The organism is Pseudoalteromonas sp. OF5H-5 (genome assembly GCF_021530695.1).
Classification (GTDB): Bacteria; Pseudomonadota; Gammaproteobacteria; order Enterobacterales; family Alteromonadaceae; genus Pseudoalteromonas.
The window spans coordinates 165,278-183,269 of record NZ_JAKGBF010000009.1; the positions used below are offsets into that span (position 1 = coordinate 165,278).

Here is a 17,992-nt window from a genome sequence, read left to right on the forward strand (position 1 = left end):
TTCATACTTATTGAACTTAATATGATTTACTGCGTATTAAATGAGACCGTCTAAGGTTAATTATCATTTCATCTAAAGTCGTTCATGATAGTGAAGTAGTGCTGTCTGCAAAACCGCAAAATAAAGGAATAGGTGTGAGTAAAATAAGTGAGAATCTCTATCAAAAGCTAACCAATGATGACGAAGCGCGTGCCTGTAAGGCAATTGATGATAAGGCGTGTAAAGAAGTTCCAGGTAACTACGTGCTTATTTTATTGAGTCAACTATTTAGCAAATTGGGAGATGCCCTACTCAACCCAAAGATCACGCTACCTTGGCTGATGCAATCACTCGGTGCTCCTGCTTATTTGATATCGGCTCTAGTCCCCATTCGCGAGTCTGGTTCACTGATCCCACAATTGTTTATTGGCCAGTGGGTGCGTAAGCACGCTAAACGAAAGCACCTTTGGTCTCTCGGCGCACTTACTCAAGCTATTTGTGTACTACTTATGGCACTGCTTGCATGGCAGCAAACTGAAAATCAATTATACGCTTGGTTGGTACTTGGATTACTGGCGATTTTTAGCATCGCCCGCAGCTTAAGTTCCGTGTCGTCAAAAGATGTCATCGGTAAAACTATCCCTAAACAAAAGCGCGGCCAGCTTAGCGGCCAAGCCGCCTCTGTCAGTGGACTTATAACCGTTACATTTGGTGTTGGGCTTTTTATCGCTGCCACTCAAGTAAACAACGTCAACTTTGTGATCACACTGGTACTAGCTGCAATCTTTTGGCTGATTGGTGCGTTAACGTTCTCAAAAATCAAAGAATATGAAGGGGCAACCGAAGGTGGTGAAAGCGGATTAGATAAAATAAAGCAAGATTTAGCACTGTTGAACACCGATCCAATACTTAAAAAGTTCATTTTAGCCCGTGGATTGCTATTAAGTTCTGCGCTTATTCCGCCCTATTTCACCGTGCTGGCGCAGCAGAATATTGGCAACGGTGCATGGGTGTTGGCAGCTTTGTTAGCGGTGTCTGGACTTGCTAGTTTAGTCAGTGGTGCATTTTGGGGTCGCCTTGCCGATCAATCCAGTAAACACGTAATGATTTATGGTGCTACAATCACCGTTGCTATCACTGCTGTACTACTGGCAACTTCTTTATTTTATTCTTCACTGCTAGAAAAAATCTGGTTTATTCCACTTTGCTATTTTGTCATTGCCATCGCTCACCAAGGCGTGCGCGTGGGCCGCAAAACCTACGTGGTCGATATGGCCGAAGGAAACAAACGCACCAGTTACGTCACGCTCAGTAACACAATTATCGGTATTGTACTTTTATTAACAAGTGCACTTGGTGTCGTTGCCTCGGTATTTTCAATTAATGTGTTACTTGCACTCTACATTATGGTCACGATATTAGGCATCGTGCTGACAAGCCGCTTACCTAATGTCACTGAACGGTAAAAGCTGTTACTTCACCGACAAACTGTGTCTAAATTTCTCCAAATGAGGTAAAAACGCCGCAATTTTAGTTATCTGAGGATAAAATTATGTCATTGACTACGCGTTTTTCTGCTTTAGCGCTGGCGGTTGCCAGTATGACTTCTGCAAATGCCGCTGACTTTGAGTTCAATACCAAGCTTGCAGACGCTGATGCACTGGTAATTTTTCAAGCTGGTGAAAACCAAAGTAACCTAAAGTTCCTAGATAAAGACACTCGTAAACAATTGGAGCGCGCAATTGCTGCTGAAGATTTTAAAGGCGCGTATGGCAAAACAGTTGAAGTATTAGCACCTGTAGACTCTGATTATAAGCGTATCTTCATTGTTGGTTTAGGTGACGCAGGCGAACTCAACGCCAGCAAAATGACCAAACTTGGTGGTAACCTACACGCTAAATTCGAAGGTAAAAAGCTGGAGAATGTTGCGGTTGCATTCGAAGACGTTGAGGGAGCGCTTTCAAATGCAGAACTAGCAGCACAATTTGCACACGGTGCAAACCTTCGTGACCACACCTTCGAAGTATACAAAAAAGAGCCAAACACTTTTAACGTAAGCTATCACTTCGACGTTGCCGATAAACAAGCAACACAGGCTCAGTATAAAGCACTACAACACATTCAAGCTGGCGTGTTTTTAGCGCGCGACTTAACCTCTGAAGTCGCAACAGAAATGACTCCAGTAGACTTTGCAAAAGCGGCAAAGGAACTTGAACAATATGGCGTTGAAGTAAAAGTACTAGTACCAGCTGAACTTAAAGAACTTGGCATGGGTGCGCTTGAGGGCGTTGGCCGTGGTAGTGAGCACGGCTCTCGCTTAGTTGTTGCACATTATAAAGGTAACAGCGAGACACCAATTGCCCTGATCGGTAAAGGTATTACTTTCGATTCTGGTGGTTATAGCATCAAAACCGGCGCTTCGATCGCACGCATGAAATCTGACATGGCGGGCGCAGCTGCCGTGCTTGGTACAGTAAAAGCAATGGCGCTAAGCAAAGCAGACGTAAACGTGGTAGCAGTCATGGGTATGGCGGCAAATATGGTGTCTCAGTATGCAATTGCACCGGGTGATGTACTGCGCACTGCAGAAGGTATTAGCGTAGAAGTGGTCAACACAGATGCTGAAGGCCGTTTGGTGCTGTCTGATGCGATGTGGTATGCACGTAAACATTACAGCCCTGAGATCATGATTGACGTCGCGACATTAACGGGCTCTAAAATTCGTGCTGTTGGTAATGAATATTCAGCAATTTTCTCTGAAGATGATAGCTTAATTACAGAATTTACCAACGCAGGTAAGGTTGTGAACGAAAACGTATGGCGTCTACCGCTTGGCTATAAGGACAAACTAAAATCTGACATCGCCGATTTCCAAAACGTAGGTTCAGGTGGTCCAGGTGCAACAACTGCTGCGACTTTCCTACAACAATTTGCAGGTGACACCCGTTGGGTTCATATCGATATTGCCGGTAATGCACTTTCAAGCTCAGCCAAAGACGAAGTACCAACTGGTGGTACAGGCTATGGCGTTCGCCTCTTAAGCGAGTGGCTATTAACTGCTAAATAAATCCTCAGATTTTAAGCCGTGTTTAAACACGGCTTTTTTGTGACTGCAACAAAATGGCAACTGATAGCAATAACTTCGTTTCAATTGCGAGGTGTGTTATAAGAAATATAACGTTTACCAAAGCAACCAATTGTTATTGTCTATGTCCGATGTGAGTTGTTATCTATTAGGTGAGCAAGCAATTGTTATAAATGCAATATGTTTGCCTGATAGCAAGAATCCAATTAACCAACGATTATTCGCCCTCAAGAAATGGCTTGATAGTAGCGGTGATTTTATTGATGTGGTGCCTGCCAAATCTTCCGTTACTGCCTATTTAAAAGACCCCCGTAAAGCCGATCCGTGGCAACACAAAATCCAAGCACATTGGCAAGACCTAGAAGTGGCAGAGGTAAAGCCAACACACCATCATATTGAGGTGTTTTATGGCAAAGAATTCGGACAGGATTTTGAACGCATAGCGGACGAATTACAACTGACACCAAAACAGCTTATCGAGCTACACTCAAGCGTTGATTATCAAGTACAATTTATTGGCTTCTTACCCGGTTTTGCTTACTTATCAGGGTTACCAACCGCACTTCAATTACCCAGAAAATCCACACCAATTACCAAGGTCCCCAAAGGCAGTATTGCCATCGCAGACAGCTACAGTGCAATTTACCCGAGCCAATCTCCCGGTGGTTGGCATTTACTTGGACAAACCAATACTACGCTATTTGACCCAAATTCTGCATCAGCAAGCTTGCTGCAACCAGGAGATATCGTGCGTTTTGTGGAGAAATCATGCTAGAAGTTATTAAACCTGGGCCACTTTCAACTATTCAAGACATTGGCCGTCAAGGACTTCGCCACTTAGGAGTAAGTCAAGCAGGTGTCATCGACCCTGTTGCGCTTAAACTTGCAAATACACTCTTGTCAAATGACGACGATAATGCAGCTATTGAAGTGACCATTGGCTTATGTGAATTTCACTTCCACGCCCCCACTAACTTTGTTATCACAGGGGCAGATCTCAATGCTGCTTTAAACGATGAAGTGATATACCCTTGCTGGCGCTACAGTGCTAAAGCTGGAGATAAGCTAACATTTAAACAAAACCGCGATAGTTTACGCGCTTATTTGGTGGTCGAAGGTGGATTTACCAACATAGACAAGCTGCTTGGGAGTTATTCAACCGATCTCATGACAGGCTTTGGGGGTATAAGCGGCCGAGCTCTTAAACAAGGGGACAAGCTGAGCTACACGCCAAGCACTGCCAAGGACGCCGTTGGTGGCCTGCAGCCCAGCTACGAAAAGCTCATTCATTTTATCCCAGGCCCACATCTTGAGTTAATTTCCAAACAGACACTGAGTGTATTAAACGACACCATTTGGAAAGTAAATCCCAGCAGTAATCGTATGGGTATTCGCCTAAGTGGCCATAGTAGCCTAGTGCATGCACATAATATTGCAACCCAAGCTGTCCACCCAGGCGTTATTCAGCTCCCCCCTAGTGGCGAGCCCATTATCCTATTGAATGACTGCCAAACCACAGGCGGTTATCCAATTATTGGTACCATCATTCAAGCCGATATGCGCCACTTGAGCCAATTGGGCGCGGGCGATTGTATCCATTTAAAATCAACATCCCTTATAGATGCAGCAAAGGAATCTCACCGAGTACAGGCGCATCTCAATCAGCTAAGGCTAGCGCTTAAAAATAAAGAACAACAAAATGACTGAGCTAAATCTCCTTCCTCTTTCGGGCATTGCTGTGATTGTTATTGGCTTTGCTCTGAGGTTTAATCCCTTGTTGGTTGTCACCTCGGCAGGTCTAGTTACTGGTTTTGCCGTTGGGATAGACTTTGTCGACTTAATTGCCACCTTTGGCGAAAAGTTTATGAACTCTCGCCAGCTTGCAAGCTTTCTACTTATCTTACCCGTGATTGCGATTTTAGAGCGTTACGGTTTACAGCAACGCGCTAAAGCTTGGGTTGCGGGCATAAAAGGGGCAACCACTTCTCGAATTTTAAGTATGTATTTTGTGGTCCGTGAGTGCTCCGCTGCGCTGGGGTTAATCAATTTAGCGGGCCAAGCGCAAACCGTTAGACCACTGCTTGCTCCGATGGCGATCGGCGCTGCGGCAAACCAATACGGCGACCTGCCACAAGATGTAAAAGACATGATAGGCGCACATGCTGCCGCCTGCGATAACATTGCCGTGTTCTTTGGCGAGGATATTTTTATCGCCTTTGGTGCTGTACTACTGATGGATGCATTTCTAAAAGAAAACGGCATTGCCGGGATTGAACCGCTACATATCGGACTTTGGGCAATACCAACTGCAATTGCCGCGCTCATTGTTCATCTCTTCCGTTTAGCGCGATTTGAAGCAAAAATCCGGGCAGAAATTGCGCGCTGTCAGCAGCAACAAAGCGAAGAAGAGCAAACACCTAGCAATACAAATTCAGCGCTTAAGGAGGAGTCATTATGAGCTTAATGAACACTCCTGACGCGCAATCTAGCTTACTTTCAATTGACAACATCTATTTATTAATTGGCTTTATTGTGATGTTTTTAGTGGTGAAAACGCTACAAGATAAGGCCCATCCTAAGCGTTTCACTACGGCACTATTTTGGTTTTTATTTGGCTCTGTCTTTATCTTTGGTGATGCTTCTATCGCGTTGATTGGTGAGCGAAATACTTATTTATGGATTGGCATCAACGTGGTGATCATCGCACTACTTGCAGGTATGAATATGGTTTCCATGGGAAATTACGAAATGCCGTGCGAACGAGCCAAAACAGAAGATGCAAATCGGTTTGGTAATAAATTGTTTGTTCCTGCTGTACTTATTCCAATAGTTACCGTTATCTGCACTATCATCTTAAGTGAGATCCAGCTCGGCGATTTTTATCTATTCGATCAGGAACATGTGACGCTTTCAGCACTGACACTCGCTTGCACCATCGCATTGCTGGTGAGCTGGAAAATAACCAAAGGCAGTCCACTACAAGCACTTTCTGAGTCTCGTCGCTTGGTCGACTCAATAGGCTGGGCAGCAATATTGCCACAGATGCTTGCAATGCTTGGCGGCGTATTTATCGTCGCCAACACAGGCACTGCAATCCAAGACTTAGTGACATTATTTATTTCGCCAGATAACCGTTTTATGCTCGTTGTACTGTATTGTGTGGGCATGGCACTCTTTACCATGATTATGGGCAATGCTTTTGCCGCATTTCCGGTAATGACGGCGGGTATTGCGCTGCCATTTTTGATCCAGGGACATGGCGCTGATCCTGCGCCGCTCGTCGCAATTGGCATGTATTCGGGTTATTGCGGAACACTGATGACACCGATGGCCGCTAACTTCAACATAGTGCCAGCAGCACTGTTAGATTTAAAAGATAAATACCAAGTCATTAAAGTGCAAATACCAACCGCTATAACGTTATTGGTGATTAATATTTTTCTTATGTACGGAGTCGTTTTTTAATGTCCAGTTACAGTAAACCTTGTGTCCTCGTTACTGGGTTCACCCCATTTGGTGGTGAGTCCATCAACCCTTCATGGCAATTAGCTCAGCTATTAGAAGGTGAGACCATTGAAGGCCACCTGATCCACACAAAAGAGTTACCTTGTGAATTTGACAAAAGTATTGAGTCTTTAACACAAGCGATAGATAAGTATCACCCAAGCATCGTGATCTGTTTAGGCCAGGCTGGTGGACGCTGTGATATCTCCATCGAACGTATCGCGATTAACGTTAACGATGCCAGAATAGCCGACAACGCAGGAAACCAGCCGATAGATACACCAGTCGTTACACACGGACCCGATGCTTACTTTGCCTCTTTACCAATAAAAAGTATGCTAAGTAGTGCGATTCAGGCGGGAGTTCCTGCAAGTATTTCTAATACTGCGGGCACTTACGTGTGCAACCATGTGATGTATGGATTACTGCACTATCTTAGTACACATGACTTAGCGTGCCGTGGTGGCTTTGTGCATATTCCATACTTGCCCTCCCAAGCGGCGCACCACCCTGGTGCACCCAGTATGGACATTGACACCCTAGTTAAAGGAATAAAAATCCTATTAACCAGTGCCATTACACAAAAGCAAGATATTAAGCTTGTCGCTGGAACGACACACTAATAAGAATCGCCCTACAATGGTGCAAGATTGCACCATTGCACATCACAAAAAATTCACATTTTCTCTATTTCATTGTGTGACTTATCAAATTATTTTTGGTAGAACTTAAACTATCTCATGGTAACTATGCTTCCGTGAGCAATAATAATTTGTTGATATTATCAACACATAAATAGGAATGAGGAAATATGTGTTCAATTTTCGGCGTACTTGACATCAAGACCGACCCCCTTGCTCTTCGTGAGCAAGCGATCGAAATGTCAAAAAAATTAAGACACCGTGGCCCCGACTGGTCAGGGGTATATTCAAGTGAAAAAGCCATCCTAGTTCATGAACGTTTGGCAATTGTCGGCGTTTCTAGCGGCGCACAACCATTATTTAACCCTGAAAAAACACATATTTTGGCGGTAAATGGTGAAATTTATAATCATAAAGAGCTTGCAAAAGCACTGACCGTTCCATTTGAATTTCAAACAGAGTCAGACTGTGAAGTGATCTTGGCGCTATACAAGCAAAAAGGCCCTGAGTTTTTAGATGATCTCAATGGAATTTTTGCATTTTGTTTGTACGATGAAACGGAAGATGCCTTTTTAATTGGTCGTGACCATATCGGTATCATTCCACTTTACACTGGCCGTGATCAAAGCGGTAACCTCTATGTCGCCAGCGAAATGAAAGCGCTCACACCTATTTGTACACAAATTGAAGAGTTTCCTCCTGGCCATTATTGGTATTCAAAAGAAGGGGGTCCAAGAGAGTATTACCAACGCGACTGGCAAGCGTTTAGTGCTGTAAAAGACAATGAGGCCAGCCCCGAAGCGGTTAAAAATGGGCTAGAAGCCGCAGTAAAACGCCAATTGATGTGCGATGTGCCATATGGCGTGTTGTTGTCTGGTGGTCTCGATTCTTCTGTGATTTCCGCTATCACACAAAAGTTCGCAGCAAAGCGTATCGAAGATGATGATGCTTCCGATGCTTGGTGGCCAAAACTTCACTCATTTTCCATTGGCTTGGAAGGCTCACCCGATCTCGCTGCGGCACAAAAGGTAGCGGATAAAATCGGCACAGTTCACCATCCCATTCACTTTACCGTCCAACAAGGGCTCGATGCCCTTAAAGAGGTGGTCTATCACCTAGAGACCTACGATGTCACAACCATTCGCGCTTCTACTCCTATGTACCTCATGGCACGCTACATTAAAGCTATGGGCATTAAAATGGTGTTATCGGGTGAAGGGGCTGATGAACTATTTGGCGGCTATTTGTATTTCCACAAAGCACCAAATGCAGAGGAGTTTCACAACGAGCTAAACCGAAAGGTCTCGAAACTGCATATGTTTGATTGCTTACGTGCAAATAAGTCGATGGCAGCTTGGGGGGTTGAAGCACGTGTTCCCTTCTTAGATAAAGAATTTATCGATATTGCCATGCGTACCAACCCAGACTATAAAATGTGTAAAGATGGCCGTATCGAAAAACACATTATCCGTGAGGCGTTTGATGGCTATTTACCCGATGACGTTTTGTGGCGCCAAAAAGAACAATTTTCTGATGGCGTAGGCTATAGCTGGATCGATTCGCTAAAAGAGTATGTCAATCAGCAAGTGAGCGATTCGGATCTTGAAAACGCCCACTACCGCTATCCAATCAATACACCGGATAGCAAAGAAGCCTATTATTATCGCACCATTTTTGAGTCGCATTTCCCAGGAGAAGCGGCAGCTAAGTGTGTTCCTCACGGCAAGTCTGTGGCGTGTTCAACGCCCGAAGCGCTTGCTTGGGACGAGTCTTTCCAGCGCAATGCCGATCCATCAGGTCGCGCAGCAAGCTCACACAACGAAGCGTATAATCAAAAATAAGAAAGTAAAAAAGGGACGCTCGTCCCTTTTTAAAAAACTGACAGTGTTTGAATTAAATAAAACGCTTGATAATAAAGTCGACTTTCACACGCTTAGCCTGGCCAAGGAGTTTTTTCACAGGTGCAGGATAATCCGCCAATGTCTCGAGATCATCGTGGCTTTCGATGCGACGGCAATGTTTTAAGATCTCTTGCTTTTCTAACTCGATTTGAGGCAACAATGCTTTATCGAGATCTTCTATTAGAATGCCATTTTCAATATCTAACCCCCATGCCCTTGGGTTGAGGTTATGACCACTCATTAAATGCGTATCGCCATCTTTGCTCACTCCCTTCAAGTGAAACGAGTTGTTGCCATCTTGCCACAGATACACATCCAGCAATCCGGCAGTTATGAAGCGGCGTTGCGACTTGATAAATTTATACAAAATGGTTTCGTACAAATACGGAAGCGCTCCAATTCGGCTAAATGGCTGCTCTGGACTGATATAGAAATCATTTGCCGTTTTATCCCCCACCACTATTGTCACCTTTTTACCTGTTTTCAGTAAACGACGTAATGAGCGAAGTAAAGGAGCCGGAAAATTGAAGTAAGGGGTGTAAAGCACTAACTCTTGTTCTGTGGTATCGAAAAGCGCCTTAATAAGACGGTTTAGCTTATTAGTTCTACGACCAAAACCTAAAAATGGACGAACCGTAAGACCTTCTCGACTGTTCGCCTTTGAAATATCATAACTGGCCTTTTTCAACTGTTTCATCAGCTGTTTTTGCTCAGTACGAATGTCGAGTAAAGTAGGTAATGGACGGATGTCGAGTCTAGGTACTGCGTCAGACGCTATCAGCACTTGATCGGTAAAGTGGCAAAAGCTATCCGCGAGCTGTGCTTGTTTAATCACAAAATAGCGGTCTAGACGGTATTTTTCATCATGATGCAAATAGACATTATTTAAACTAGCACCGCTATAAAGCAGGATATCGTCAATAACAAAGCCTTTTAAATGCAACACGCCAAAAAGTTCTTTTGCTTTTACCGGCACACCATACACTTCAACTTGAGTGTCCAGTTGCTCTTTTAAATCACAATATAGCTTGGCGTTGCCTTCTGACTTTTCAGCGCCAATGAGGCCGCGTTGCGCACGGTGAAAATCAACCAACACTTTTACCGTTAAGTCTGGATTTTGCTGTGCAGCCTCGTGCAATGCGTGCAATATCTCACGACCCGCCTCATCATCTTGTAAATAAAGTGCGGTGATATAAATACGCGTTTTTGCCTGTGAGATCAGTTGTAAAAGTGTCTGATGATATTGCTTAGCATCAGTTAACACCTCACAATCTTGTGCACTTAACCCGAAGCCTGGGGTATTCTGCCAAAATGCCATATGTACCTTTTCAATTAGGCTATCAACTCTTGATAGCAAAACAAAATTCTCTAAAACATATCAAAAAAAAAACCTGAGGTCATGAAATACTGCTGTTTTTTGCTAGTCCCGAACAAGATTGCTCAATCTGTAGTCGATTTAAAACAAAACAGTACAAATTTTTTGACAACTTGCCAATTTATACCAAATCAGATTACGGTTTTTTATTTACTTCCCTATTGAATTACATAGAATCGAACAAACTTTTGCTTAATAGCATTTTTTAGAATTTAGTTAGGAAAATTACATGAGCGATGCAAAACACTGCAAACTGTTGATTTTAGGTTCGGGTCCTGCGGGTTACACTGCCGCGGTATACGCAGCACGGGCAAATTTAAACCCAGTACTAATCACAGGTATGCAGCAAGGTGGTCAGCTGACTACAACTACTGAAGTCGAGAACTGGCCTGGTGATGCACATGGTTTAACGGGTCCAGCTCTTATGGACCGTATGAAAGAGCATGCAGAGCGCTTTGAAACTGAAATCATTTTCGATCACATCAACAAAGTTGACGTGACGAAGCGCCCTTTCACACTCACTGGCGATCAAGGCACTTATACTTGTGATGCGTTAATCATCGCAACAGGTGCATCTGCTAAATACCTTGGTCTTGAGTCTGAAACAGCGTTCCAAGGCCGTGGCGTATCTGCTTGTGCAACTTGTGATGGATTCTTCTATCGTGGTCAAAAGGTTGCGGTTGTTGGTGGTGGTAATACCGCGGTTGAAGAAGCACTTTACCTATCAAATATCGCTGAAGAAGTACATGTTATTCACCGCCGCGATTCTTTCCGTAGTGAGAAAATTCTTGCCGATCGCTTAATGGATAAAGCGGCGAACGGTAACGTAGTATTACACCTAAATCGCACACTAGATGAAGTGCTAGGTGATGAGATGGGTGTTACTGGTATTCGTATCAAAGATGCTGATTCAGAAGCGACAGAGCAGCTTGATCTTGCTGGTGTTTTCATCGCGATTGGTCACAAACCAAACACAGATATGTTTGAGGGCCAGCTAGAGATGAAAGATGGTTATTTGGTAGTGCAATCAGGCCTCAATGGTAATGCAACACAGACTAGTGTTGAAGGTGTATTTGCAGCAGGTGATGTGTCTGACCACATTTACCGTCAAGCAATTACCTCAGCTGGTACAGGCTGTATGGCAGCACTAGATGCAGAGCGCTTCTTAGACAGCCAAAAATAATAGATAAATGGGTCGGTCTAGACTGGCCCTCTTCCCTCCTTGCCTTAATTTGCTATATTGAAATAAATAACAATCTTGTAGTTTGTTCAATGATCCAACAACTGTTCCATCTCGCCCGCGATGACTTTCGCTTTCCGCCAAATCACTATGCCTTGTCTGAACCAGATGGACTGCTTGCCATTGGCGGGTGTTTACAGGTAAAACGACTGAAAAACGCTTATGCCAATGGGATCTTTCCTTGGTTTAATGAAGGTGAGCCAATCATGTGGTGGAGCCCAAGCGAACGCGGGATCTTGGAGCTTCAAGATTTTCATTGTGGTAAAACGCTAAGAAAAGCCCAACGCAAACTCAGTCCGACCGTCACAATCAATACCGCCTTTTCACAAGTGATTCAAGCTTGTAGAAATCAACGAATGGCCGCTGAAGGAACTTGGATCACGAATGCGATGTTGGCTGCGTATCAGCAAGCGCACATTCAGGGATTAGCACATAGTGTGGAGGTATGGGATAAAGGCAACCTCGTTGGCGGGCTCTATGGCATCATGCAGTCCGGTGTATTTTGTGGTGAATCTATGTTCCACACCTTACCTAATACGTCCAAAATGGCGATGTGGGCACTGGTTAATTGGCTCAAAGCCCATCAAGCACATTTTATTGATTGCCAACTCGAAAATCCTTATTTAACAAGTTTGGGATTAAAAGTTGTACCAAGGAGCGAGTTTTTGACTAGACTTAGATTGGCGGATCGATTTGAGATCCCATCATCAATGTGGCAGCCTCAGGAGTTGAAAGCTATCTATGAATGAACACTTTCCTTCTAAAATCGGACTGAGCCAACAATTTAGTTGTAGTTATTTACCTGAGCAGAAGGAACAGTTACTGGTTATTCTAGACCCAAATTGTTACAGCCCAGATAGATTTGAACAATTGTTAGCATTAGGGTTTCGCCGCAGTGGAGACCAGATTTATCGTCCGCACTGTCCCGCATGCTCTGCTTGTCAATCAGTAAGAGTATTAACTCAAGAATTTAAACCGAGTAAATCTCAAAAACGCAAACGTAATAAATTAAAACAAGATTATCAGCTTATTATTAGCCATCAGGAGCGGCCTGAATACTATCCGTTATACGAGAAATATATCAGTCTACGCCACAGCGATGGCTCTATGTACCCACCTAACCGTCTCCAGTACGAAAGCTTCTTATTTTGTCGTTGGATGAACATCGTCTTTATCGAGCTATGGCACAAAGATAAATTAATTGCAGTGGCGGTCACAGATTCAATGCCTTATTCATTATCTGCTATTTACACCTTTTTCGATCCTGAGTATGAATCACTAAGTATCGGTACTATCATGATCATGGCTCAATTAGAACAGGCGGCGAAACAGAATAAACCGTACTTGTACTTAGGTTATCAAATCGACGAGTGCAAGAAAATGCGTTACAAAACCCAATTTATTCCAGCACAAAAGTTAGTTAAAGATATTTGGCAAGATATTGATCCCGCTCCCCCGCAATCTTGTGATTAGTGCTTAGTATTCCTGCATGCTTAAGCTCAAATGCAGGAATACTTCTCCTTTTACACCCTTATTATCCCGTTGCATGGACAAAAAACATGCGTTACTAGCAGACTTTCCTATGCTAGAATAGCGCCCTTGCCTAGTAATATGGCTCCAGATTTTGAGATGCGTTAGGAATAGAAGCGAAAAACTTTAGTAAAACTGGCTGAATAAACGACCAAATTAACAAAAAATCAGCTTGTAACTTTACTTATTCCCCGCTTTTGGGCAAAATCTGCATCGTTTAATTTAACCAAGAGGTGATACGCTACACATGGCGAAAGAAGACGTAATTGAAATGCAAGGCACGGTCCTTGACACGCTACCAAACACAATGTTCCGTGTTGAACTAGAAAATGGTCACGTGGTTGTTGCACATATTTCTGGAAAAATGCGCAAAAACTACATCCGTATTTTGACTGGTGACAAAGTTACTGTTGAAATGACGCCTTACGACCTATCAAAGGGACGTATTGTCTTCCGTGCTCGTTAATCTGCGTGTGTAGATTTATACTAAGTTGATGCCGTAAACTCGTTGATACCCAAGCGACTTCAACATACTGATGTTACTTAGGTATACCAAGTTCATTCAAGCAATTAGTATACACGAACGACTAACACTGAGTTTGAGAGACGGTAATGCCGCATCAAACTCAGTGATAACAAAAAGCCCAGCTATTCTGGGCTTTTTGTCGTTTGAATTTATTATCTAGCCCTAACCTCAGCGTTCAAAGGGAGCACCATGGTCTTCCGTGCTCGTTAATCTGCGTGTGTAGATTTATACTAAGTTGATGCCGTAAACTCGTTGATACCCAAGCGACTTCAACATACTGATGTTACTTAGGTATACCAAGTTCATTCAAGCAATTAGTATACACGAACGACTAACGCTGAGTTTAAAAGACGGTAATGCCGCATCAAACTCAGTGATAACAAAAAGCCCAGCTATTCTGGGCTTTTTGTCGTTTGGGTTTATTATCTAGCCCTAACCTCAGCGTTCAAAGGGAGCACCATGGTCTTCCGTGCTCGTTAATCTGCGTGTGTAGATTTATACTAGGTTGATGCCGTAAACTCGTTGATACCCAAGCGATTTCAACATACTGATGTTACTTAGGTATACCAAGTTCATTCAAGCAATTAGTATACACGAACGACTAACACTGAGTTTGAGAGACGGTAATGCCGCATCAAACTGAGTGATAACAAAAAGCCCAGCAGTACTGGGCTTTTATCCTATAGTTCAAAGGTCTTATGCTGACACCGCTTCCGTTTGGTAATCAAAGGACAACTTGTTGTCTTTCACTGTGACTTTTACCGTCCCACCATCAGACAAATGACCAAACAAGATTTCATTGGCAAGAGGCTTTTTCAAGTTGTCCTGAATAACCCTCGCCATTGGACGAGCCCCCATTGCCTTGTCGTAACCAAGATCTGCCAGCCAATCTCGTGCTTGCGCCGTAAGTTCCAGATTAACAGACTTCTTATCAAGCTGCGCTTGCAATTCAACAATGAATTTATCAACAACTTGCAAGATAACTTCTTTCTCTAGGTGGTTGAACCAAATGATGTTATCCAAGCGGTTTCTAAACTCTGGTGTGAACACCTTATTGATTTCTACCATGGCATCATGAGAGTAGTCTTGCTGCTGGAATCCAATCGATTGACGAACAGTCTCTTGCACACCCGCATTTGTTGTCATCACCAAAACAATGTTTCTAAAGTCTGCCTTACGACCATTGTTGTCTGTTAGCGTACCATGATCCATAACCTGCAATAGAATGTTGTAGATGTCTGGGTGTGCTTTCTCTATTTCATCGAGCAACACCACTGCATGAGGATGCTTGATTGCAGCCTCGGTCAACAGTCCACCCTGCTCAAAGCCAACATATCCCGGAGGCGCACCAATTAGGCGGCTAACGGCATGGCGCTCAGAGTACTCAGACATATCGAAGCGAATAAACTCTATGCCCATACACTTAGCAAGTTGCTTGGTTACTTCGGTTTTACCAACCCCAGTAGGACCTGCAAACAAGAATGAACCAACAGGCTTGTCTTCATTAGCAAGACCTGAGCGTGATAAGCGAATAGCTGATGTTAACGCGTCAATCGACTCATCTTGGCCAAACACCAACATCTTTAAGTTACGATCAAGATTCTTAAGCGTTTCTTTATCACTAGATGATACGCTTTGCTGTGGAATACGCGCCATTTTAGACACAATAGCTTCAATGTCCGACACATTAATCGTTTTCTTCCGTCTTGAAGTTGGCTGTAGCCTTTGACTTGCACCCGCTTCATCAATGACATCGATTGCTTTGTCAGGCAAATGACGCTCATTAATATATTTAGCGCTCAGCTCAGCTGCCGCTTTTAACGCTTTTTGCGTGTAACGAATACCGTGGTGCTCTTCATAACGCTCTTTCAAGCCATGTAAGATCTTCGTGGTATCTTCAACACTTGGTTCAACCACGTCGATTTTCTGGAAGCGGCGCACTAATGCTCTGTCTTTCTCAAAGATATTCTTGAATTCAGAATATGTTGTCGAACCCATACAGCGAAGCTGTCCACTCGATAACAGTGGCTTAATTAGATTAGATGCATCCATCACACCACCTGAAGCAGCGCCAGCGCCGATAATGGTATGGATTTCGTCAATAAATAATATCGCATGAGGCTTTGACTGAAGTTCTTTCAGTAGCGCTTTAAAACGTTTCTCAAAGTCACCGCGATATTTTGTACCCGCAAGTAATGCTCCCATATCCAGTGAGTAAACCACAGCGTCAGCGATTACATCAGGTACCTGATTATTGACGATCCGATAAGCTAAACCTTCAGCAATCGCGGTTTTACCAACCCCCGCTTCACCAACGAGTAACGGGTTATTTTTCTTACGACGGCACAGCACCTGAACCGTACGCTCAACTTCCTCATCACGACCAACCAACGGATCAATACGTCCAGATTCCGCTTGAATATTTAGATTAGAAGTGAAATTTTCCAGCTTGGTTTTCTCTTCCTGTTGCATTTCACCGCTATCGTCTTGCATCTCTTCATGATCGTCTCGCTCGTGATCATCTTCAATTTTAGAGATACCGTGACTAATGAAATTAACAATATCTAGACGACTAACGTCGGCTTTCTTAAGTAAATAAACAGCTTGGCTTTCTTGCTCAGAAAAAATCGCGACAAGCACGTTTACCCCTGTTACTTCTGAGCGACCAGATGATTGAACATGGAATACAGCGCGTTGTAATACACGCTGAAAACCAAGTGTTGGTTGTGTTTCTCTGTCTTCCTCTAAATCAGGAATAACAGGCGTTGTTTCATCAATAAACTCTGATAACTCGCGCTTCAAGGTATCCATATCGACACCACAGGCATCAAGCGCCTCACTAGCAGAGGGGTTATCGATCAATGCAAGTAATAAATGCTCAACCGTCATAAATTCATGACGGCGAGAACGGGCCTCGCGAAACGCGGCGTTAAGAGTAAGTTCTAAGTCTTTGTTTAGCATTGGCAACCCCCAACAAGAAATTTATAGGTTATTCCTGCTCACAACTACAGAGCAGCGGGTGCTCGTTGTCACGAGCATATCGGTTTACCTGCTCAGCCTTGGTATGGGCTATGTCAGCAGGGTATACTCCACATACCGCTTTTCCCTTGTGATGCACTTCAAGCATCACCTCAGTTGCTCTCTCGCTATCCATATTGAAGAATGTCGTCAATACCTCGACAACAAAATCCATGGGCGTGTAATCATCATTGTTTAAAATCACTTTATATTTTCGCGGCGGTTGAAGCTGCTGCTTCTGTTCCTCGCGAACGGCGTCCAATACACCCGAATCTTTTGTCCCACTCATAATAAATATAGTCTTGTCTTATATACTCAAGCAAATAGATTTGAGAAATAAATAAAATGTTAAAAAAAAGAGCAAAAAACTTGACTGCTTGCTCATATAAACTACAGTCTTACATGACTGTCTAATCTATGGGCAGTTTAGCAAAATTAAAAGAGTAGATTAACATTAATTTAGTCAACTTATAGAAGGATGTAGAAGTATGGCTTGCGGAAAAGTCAAATGGTTCAATAACGCCAAAGGGTTTGGTTTCATCGTAGAAGACGGCAGTGACGAAGATATCTTTGCTCATTACTCAACGATTGTAATGGATGGATACAAGACGCTTAAAGCTGGTCAGGATGTATCATTCGAGCTACAACAAGGACCTAAGGGTCTACACGCAACCAACATCGCTCCAATTACGGAAGATGTTGTTTAAGTGTTAACGTAGTTTTTGGCTAAAGCGGGTTACATGAGTGCTCGCTTATTCCTCTTTTTTGAATATCTGCACAATAACTAAAAGAAATCTTCAATCTCTCCTTATCACGTTTGTTATAACTTTTCACTTTTACACTTTAAATTTAATAATTAGCCCCCATATGCAAACACTGTTAGACTAAAGCACGCTTGCAAAGTCAATTTCAGGTTGATTAGATATTGCTACTTGATGCATTTCAATGCTGAATGAATACCAGTTATTGTAATAAGCCAAAAGTATAAATACCTAACAAACTTGCTAATGCTGCGCTACCTAGGCATCGATTCTAACGAGGATTGTCGAGGTTTTTTGCACCTTTCATTAATCGCTTAGTGAACTGGTCCCGTTTTAACCAGCGACAACGACACGTTGTTGAGTGTGAAAATTGCGTTGCTTAGTCCTATTAGCAATTGTTGAACGGCGTAAAAGCCCACAACTATCTAGGAA

The 17,992-nt window shown here is 43.3% G+C and carries 16 protein-coding genes; 13 read left to right on the forward strand and 3 right to left on the reverse strand.

Annotation, left to right across the window (positions count from 1 at the left end):
* Window positions 1-134 precede the first annotated feature (134 nt).
* The 8 genes from L1271_RS14665 to asnB all read left to right on the forward strand — a co-directional run bounded on the left by L1271_RS14665 (window position 135) and on the right by asnB (window position 9,050).
* Complete coding sequence (locus tag L1271_RS14665; RefSeq protein WP_235368147.1) at window positions 135-1,445, forward strand: MFS transporter; 1,311 nt, start codon at window positions 135-137, stop codon at window positions 1,443-1,445.
* 86 nt (window positions 1,446-1,531) lie between these two features.
* The gene (locus L1271_RS14670; RefSeq protein WP_235368148.1) at window positions 1,532-3,046 is read left to right on the forward strand and encodes a leucyl aminopeptidase; all 1,515 of its coding nucleotides are present in this window, start codon (window positions 1,532-1,534) and stop codon (window positions 3,044-3,046) included.
* Window positions 3,047-3,188: 142 nt separating this feature from the next.
* Window positions 3,189-3,839 (forward strand): 5-oxoprolinase subunit PxpB, encoded by a 651-nt coding sequence (gene pxpB / locus L1271_RS14675; protein WP_266068018.1) that lies wholly within the window; start codon window positions 3,189-3,191, stop codon window positions 3,837-3,839.
* Complete coding sequence (locus tag L1271_RS14680) at window positions 3,833-4,771, forward strand: biotin-dependent carboxyltransferase family protein (RefSeq protein ID WP_235368150.1); 939 nt, start codon at window positions 3,833-3,835, stop codon at window positions 4,769-4,771. The genes pxpB and L1271_RS14680 overlap by 7 nt, the downstream gene beginning before the upstream one ends.
* Window positions 4,764-5,522 carry a DUF969 domain-containing protein gene (locus tag L1271_RS14685; RefSeq protein WP_010372454.1) on the forward strand — a complete coding sequence of 253 codons (759 nt, stop codon included), beginning with the start codon at window positions 4,764-4,766 and terminating at the stop codon, window positions 5,520-5,522. The genes L1271_RS14680 and L1271_RS14685 overlap by 8 nt, the downstream gene beginning before the upstream one ends.
* Window positions 5,519-6,529 (forward strand): DUF979 domain-containing protein, encoded by a 1,011-nt coding sequence (locus tag L1271_RS14690; protein WP_235368151.1) that lies wholly within the window; start codon window positions 5,519-5,521, stop codon window positions 6,527-6,529. The genes L1271_RS14685 and L1271_RS14690 overlap by 4 nt, the downstream gene beginning before the upstream one ends.
* Complete coding sequence (pcp, locus tag L1271_RS14695; RefSeq protein ID WP_010604909.1) at window positions 6,529-7,191, forward strand: pyroglutamyl-peptidase I; 663 nt, start codon at window positions 6,529-6,531, stop codon at window positions 7,189-7,191. The genes L1271_RS14690 and pcp overlap by 1 nt, the downstream gene beginning before the upstream one ends.
* Before the next feature lie 188 nt (window positions 7,192-7,379).
* A complete protein-coding gene (asnB, locus tag L1271_RS14700; protein WP_235368152.1) occupies window positions 7,380-9,050 on the forward strand; it encodes an asparagine synthase B in 1,671 nt (556 codons plus the stop codon).
* Between the two features lie 52 nt (window positions 9,051-9,102).
* Here asnB and pssA read toward each other — a convergent pair whose 3' ends face one another.
* Window positions 9,103-10,428 (reverse strand): CDP-diacylglycerol--serine O-phosphatidyltransferase, encoded by a 1,326-nt coding sequence (gene pssA / locus L1271_RS14705; protein WP_235368153.1) that lies wholly within the window; start codon window positions 10,426-10,428, stop codon window positions 9,103-9,105.
* Window positions 10,429-10,714: 286 nt separating this feature from the next.
* On the opposite strand from pssA, the gene trxB reads away from it, so the two are divergent.
* From trxB to infA, 4 genes are all read left to right on the forward strand, one after another.
* On the forward strand, window positions 10,715-11,668 hold the full coding sequence (gene trxB, locus L1271_RS14710; protein WP_174168783.1) for a thioredoxin-disulfide reductase: 954 nt from the start codon (window positions 10,715-10,717) through the stop codon (window positions 11,666-11,668).
* Window positions 11,669-11,757: 89 nt separating this feature from the next.
* Window positions 11,758-12,474, forward strand: a complete 717-nt coding sequence (aat, locus tag L1271_RS14715; protein WP_010604913.1) for a leucyl/phenylalanyl-tRNA--protein transferase — start codon at window positions 11,758-11,760, stop codon at window positions 12,472-12,474.
* The gene (locus L1271_RS14720; protein ID WP_235368154.1) at window positions 12,467-13,198 is read left to right on the forward strand and encodes an arginyltransferase; all 732 of its coding nucleotides are present in this window, start codon (window positions 12,467-12,469) and stop codon (window positions 13,196-13,198) included. Before aat ends, L1271_RS14720 begins: the two co-directional genes overlap by 8 nt.
* A 304-nt stretch (window positions 13,199-13,502) precedes the next feature.
* A complete protein-coding gene (gene infA / locus L1271_RS14725) occupies window positions 13,503-13,721 on the forward strand; it encodes a translation initiation factor IF-1 (protein WP_002962494.1) in 219 nt (72 codons plus the stop codon).
* 756 nt (window positions 13,722-14,477) lie between these two features.
* On the opposite strand, the gene clpA is transcribed toward infA, so the two are convergent.
* Both clpA and clpS read right to left on the reverse strand, forming a co-directional pair.
* A complete protein-coding gene (gene clpA, locus L1271_RS14730) occupies window positions 14,478-16,742 on the reverse strand; it encodes an ATP-dependent Clp protease ATP-binding subunit ClpA (RefSeq protein WP_010604915.1) in 2,265 nt (754 codons plus the stop codon).
* Window positions 16,743-16,770: 28 nt separating this feature from the next.
* Complete coding sequence (gene clpS / locus L1271_RS14735; protein ID WP_010379297.1) at window positions 16,771-17,088, reverse strand: ATP-dependent Clp protease adapter ClpS; 318 nt, start codon at window positions 17,086-17,088, stop codon at window positions 16,771-16,773.
* A gap of 199 nt (window positions 17,089-17,287) precedes the next feature.
* Between clpS and cspD the strand changes: the two genes are divergently transcribed.
* Window positions 17,288-17,506, forward strand: a complete 219-nt coding sequence (gene cspD / locus L1271_RS14740; protein WP_010379294.1) for a cold shock domain-containing protein CspD — start codon at window positions 17,288-17,290, stop codon at window positions 17,504-17,506.
* The last annotated feature ends 486 nt before the right edge of the window (window positions 17,507-17,992 follow it).

Bases quoted from the DNA above. Each gene is read 5' to 3' on its own strand.
- L1271_RS14670 (WP_235368148.1), top strand. From the start codon at position 1,532: ATGTCATTGACTACGCGTTTTTCTGCTTTAGCGCTGGCGGTTGCCAGT.
- pxpB (WP_266068018.1), top strand. From the start codon at position 3,189: ATGTCCGATGTGAGTTGTTATCTATTAGGTGAGCAAGCAATTGTTATA.
- L1271_RS14680 (WP_235368150.1), top strand. From the start codon at position 3,833: ATGCTAGAAGTTATTAAACCTGGGCCACTTTCAACTATTCAAGACATT.
- L1271_RS14685 (WP_010372454.1), top strand. From the start codon at position 4,764: ATGACTGAGCTAAATCTCCTTCCTCTTTCGGGCATTGCTGTGATTGTT.
- L1271_RS14690 (WP_235368151.1), top strand. From the start codon at position 5,519: ATGAGCTTAATGAACACTCCTGACGCGCAATCTAGCTTACTTTCAATT.
- pcp (WP_010604909.1), top strand. From the start codon at position 6,529: ATGTCCAGTTACAGTAAACCTTGTGTCCTCGTTACTGGGTTCACCCCA.
- asnB (WP_235368152.1), top strand. From the start codon at position 7,380: ATGTGTTCAATTTTCGGCGTACTTGACATCAAGACCGACCCCCTTGCT.
- pssA (WP_235368153.1), bottom strand. From the start codon at position 10,428: ATGGCATTTTGGCAGAATACCCCAGGCTTCGGGTTAAGTGCACAAGAT.
- trxB (WP_174168783.1), top strand. From the start codon at position 10,715: ATGAGCGATGCAAAACACTGCAAACTGTTGATTTTAGGTTCGGGTCCT.
- aat (WP_010604913.1), top strand. From the start codon at position 11,758: ATGATCCAACAACTGTTCCATCTCGCCCGCGATGACTTTCGCTTTCCG.
- L1271_RS14720 (WP_235368154.1), top strand. From the start codon at position 12,467: ATGAATGAACACTTTCCTTCTAAAATCGGACTGAGCCAACAATTTAGT.
- infA (WP_002962494.1), top strand. From the start codon at position 13,503: ATGGCGAAAGAAGACGTAATTGAAATGCAAGGCACGGTCCTTGACACG.
- clpA (WP_010604915.1), bottom strand. From the start codon at position 16,742: ATGCTAAACAAAGACTTAGAACTTACTCTTAACGCCGCGTTTCGCGAG.
- clpS (WP_010379297.1), bottom strand. From the start codon at position 17,088: ATGAGTGGGACAAAAGATTCGGGTGTATTGGACGCCGTTCGCGAGGAA.
- cspD (WP_010379294.1), top strand. From the start codon at position 17,288: ATGGCTTGCGGAAAAGTCAAATGGTTCAATAACGCCAAAGGGTTTGGT.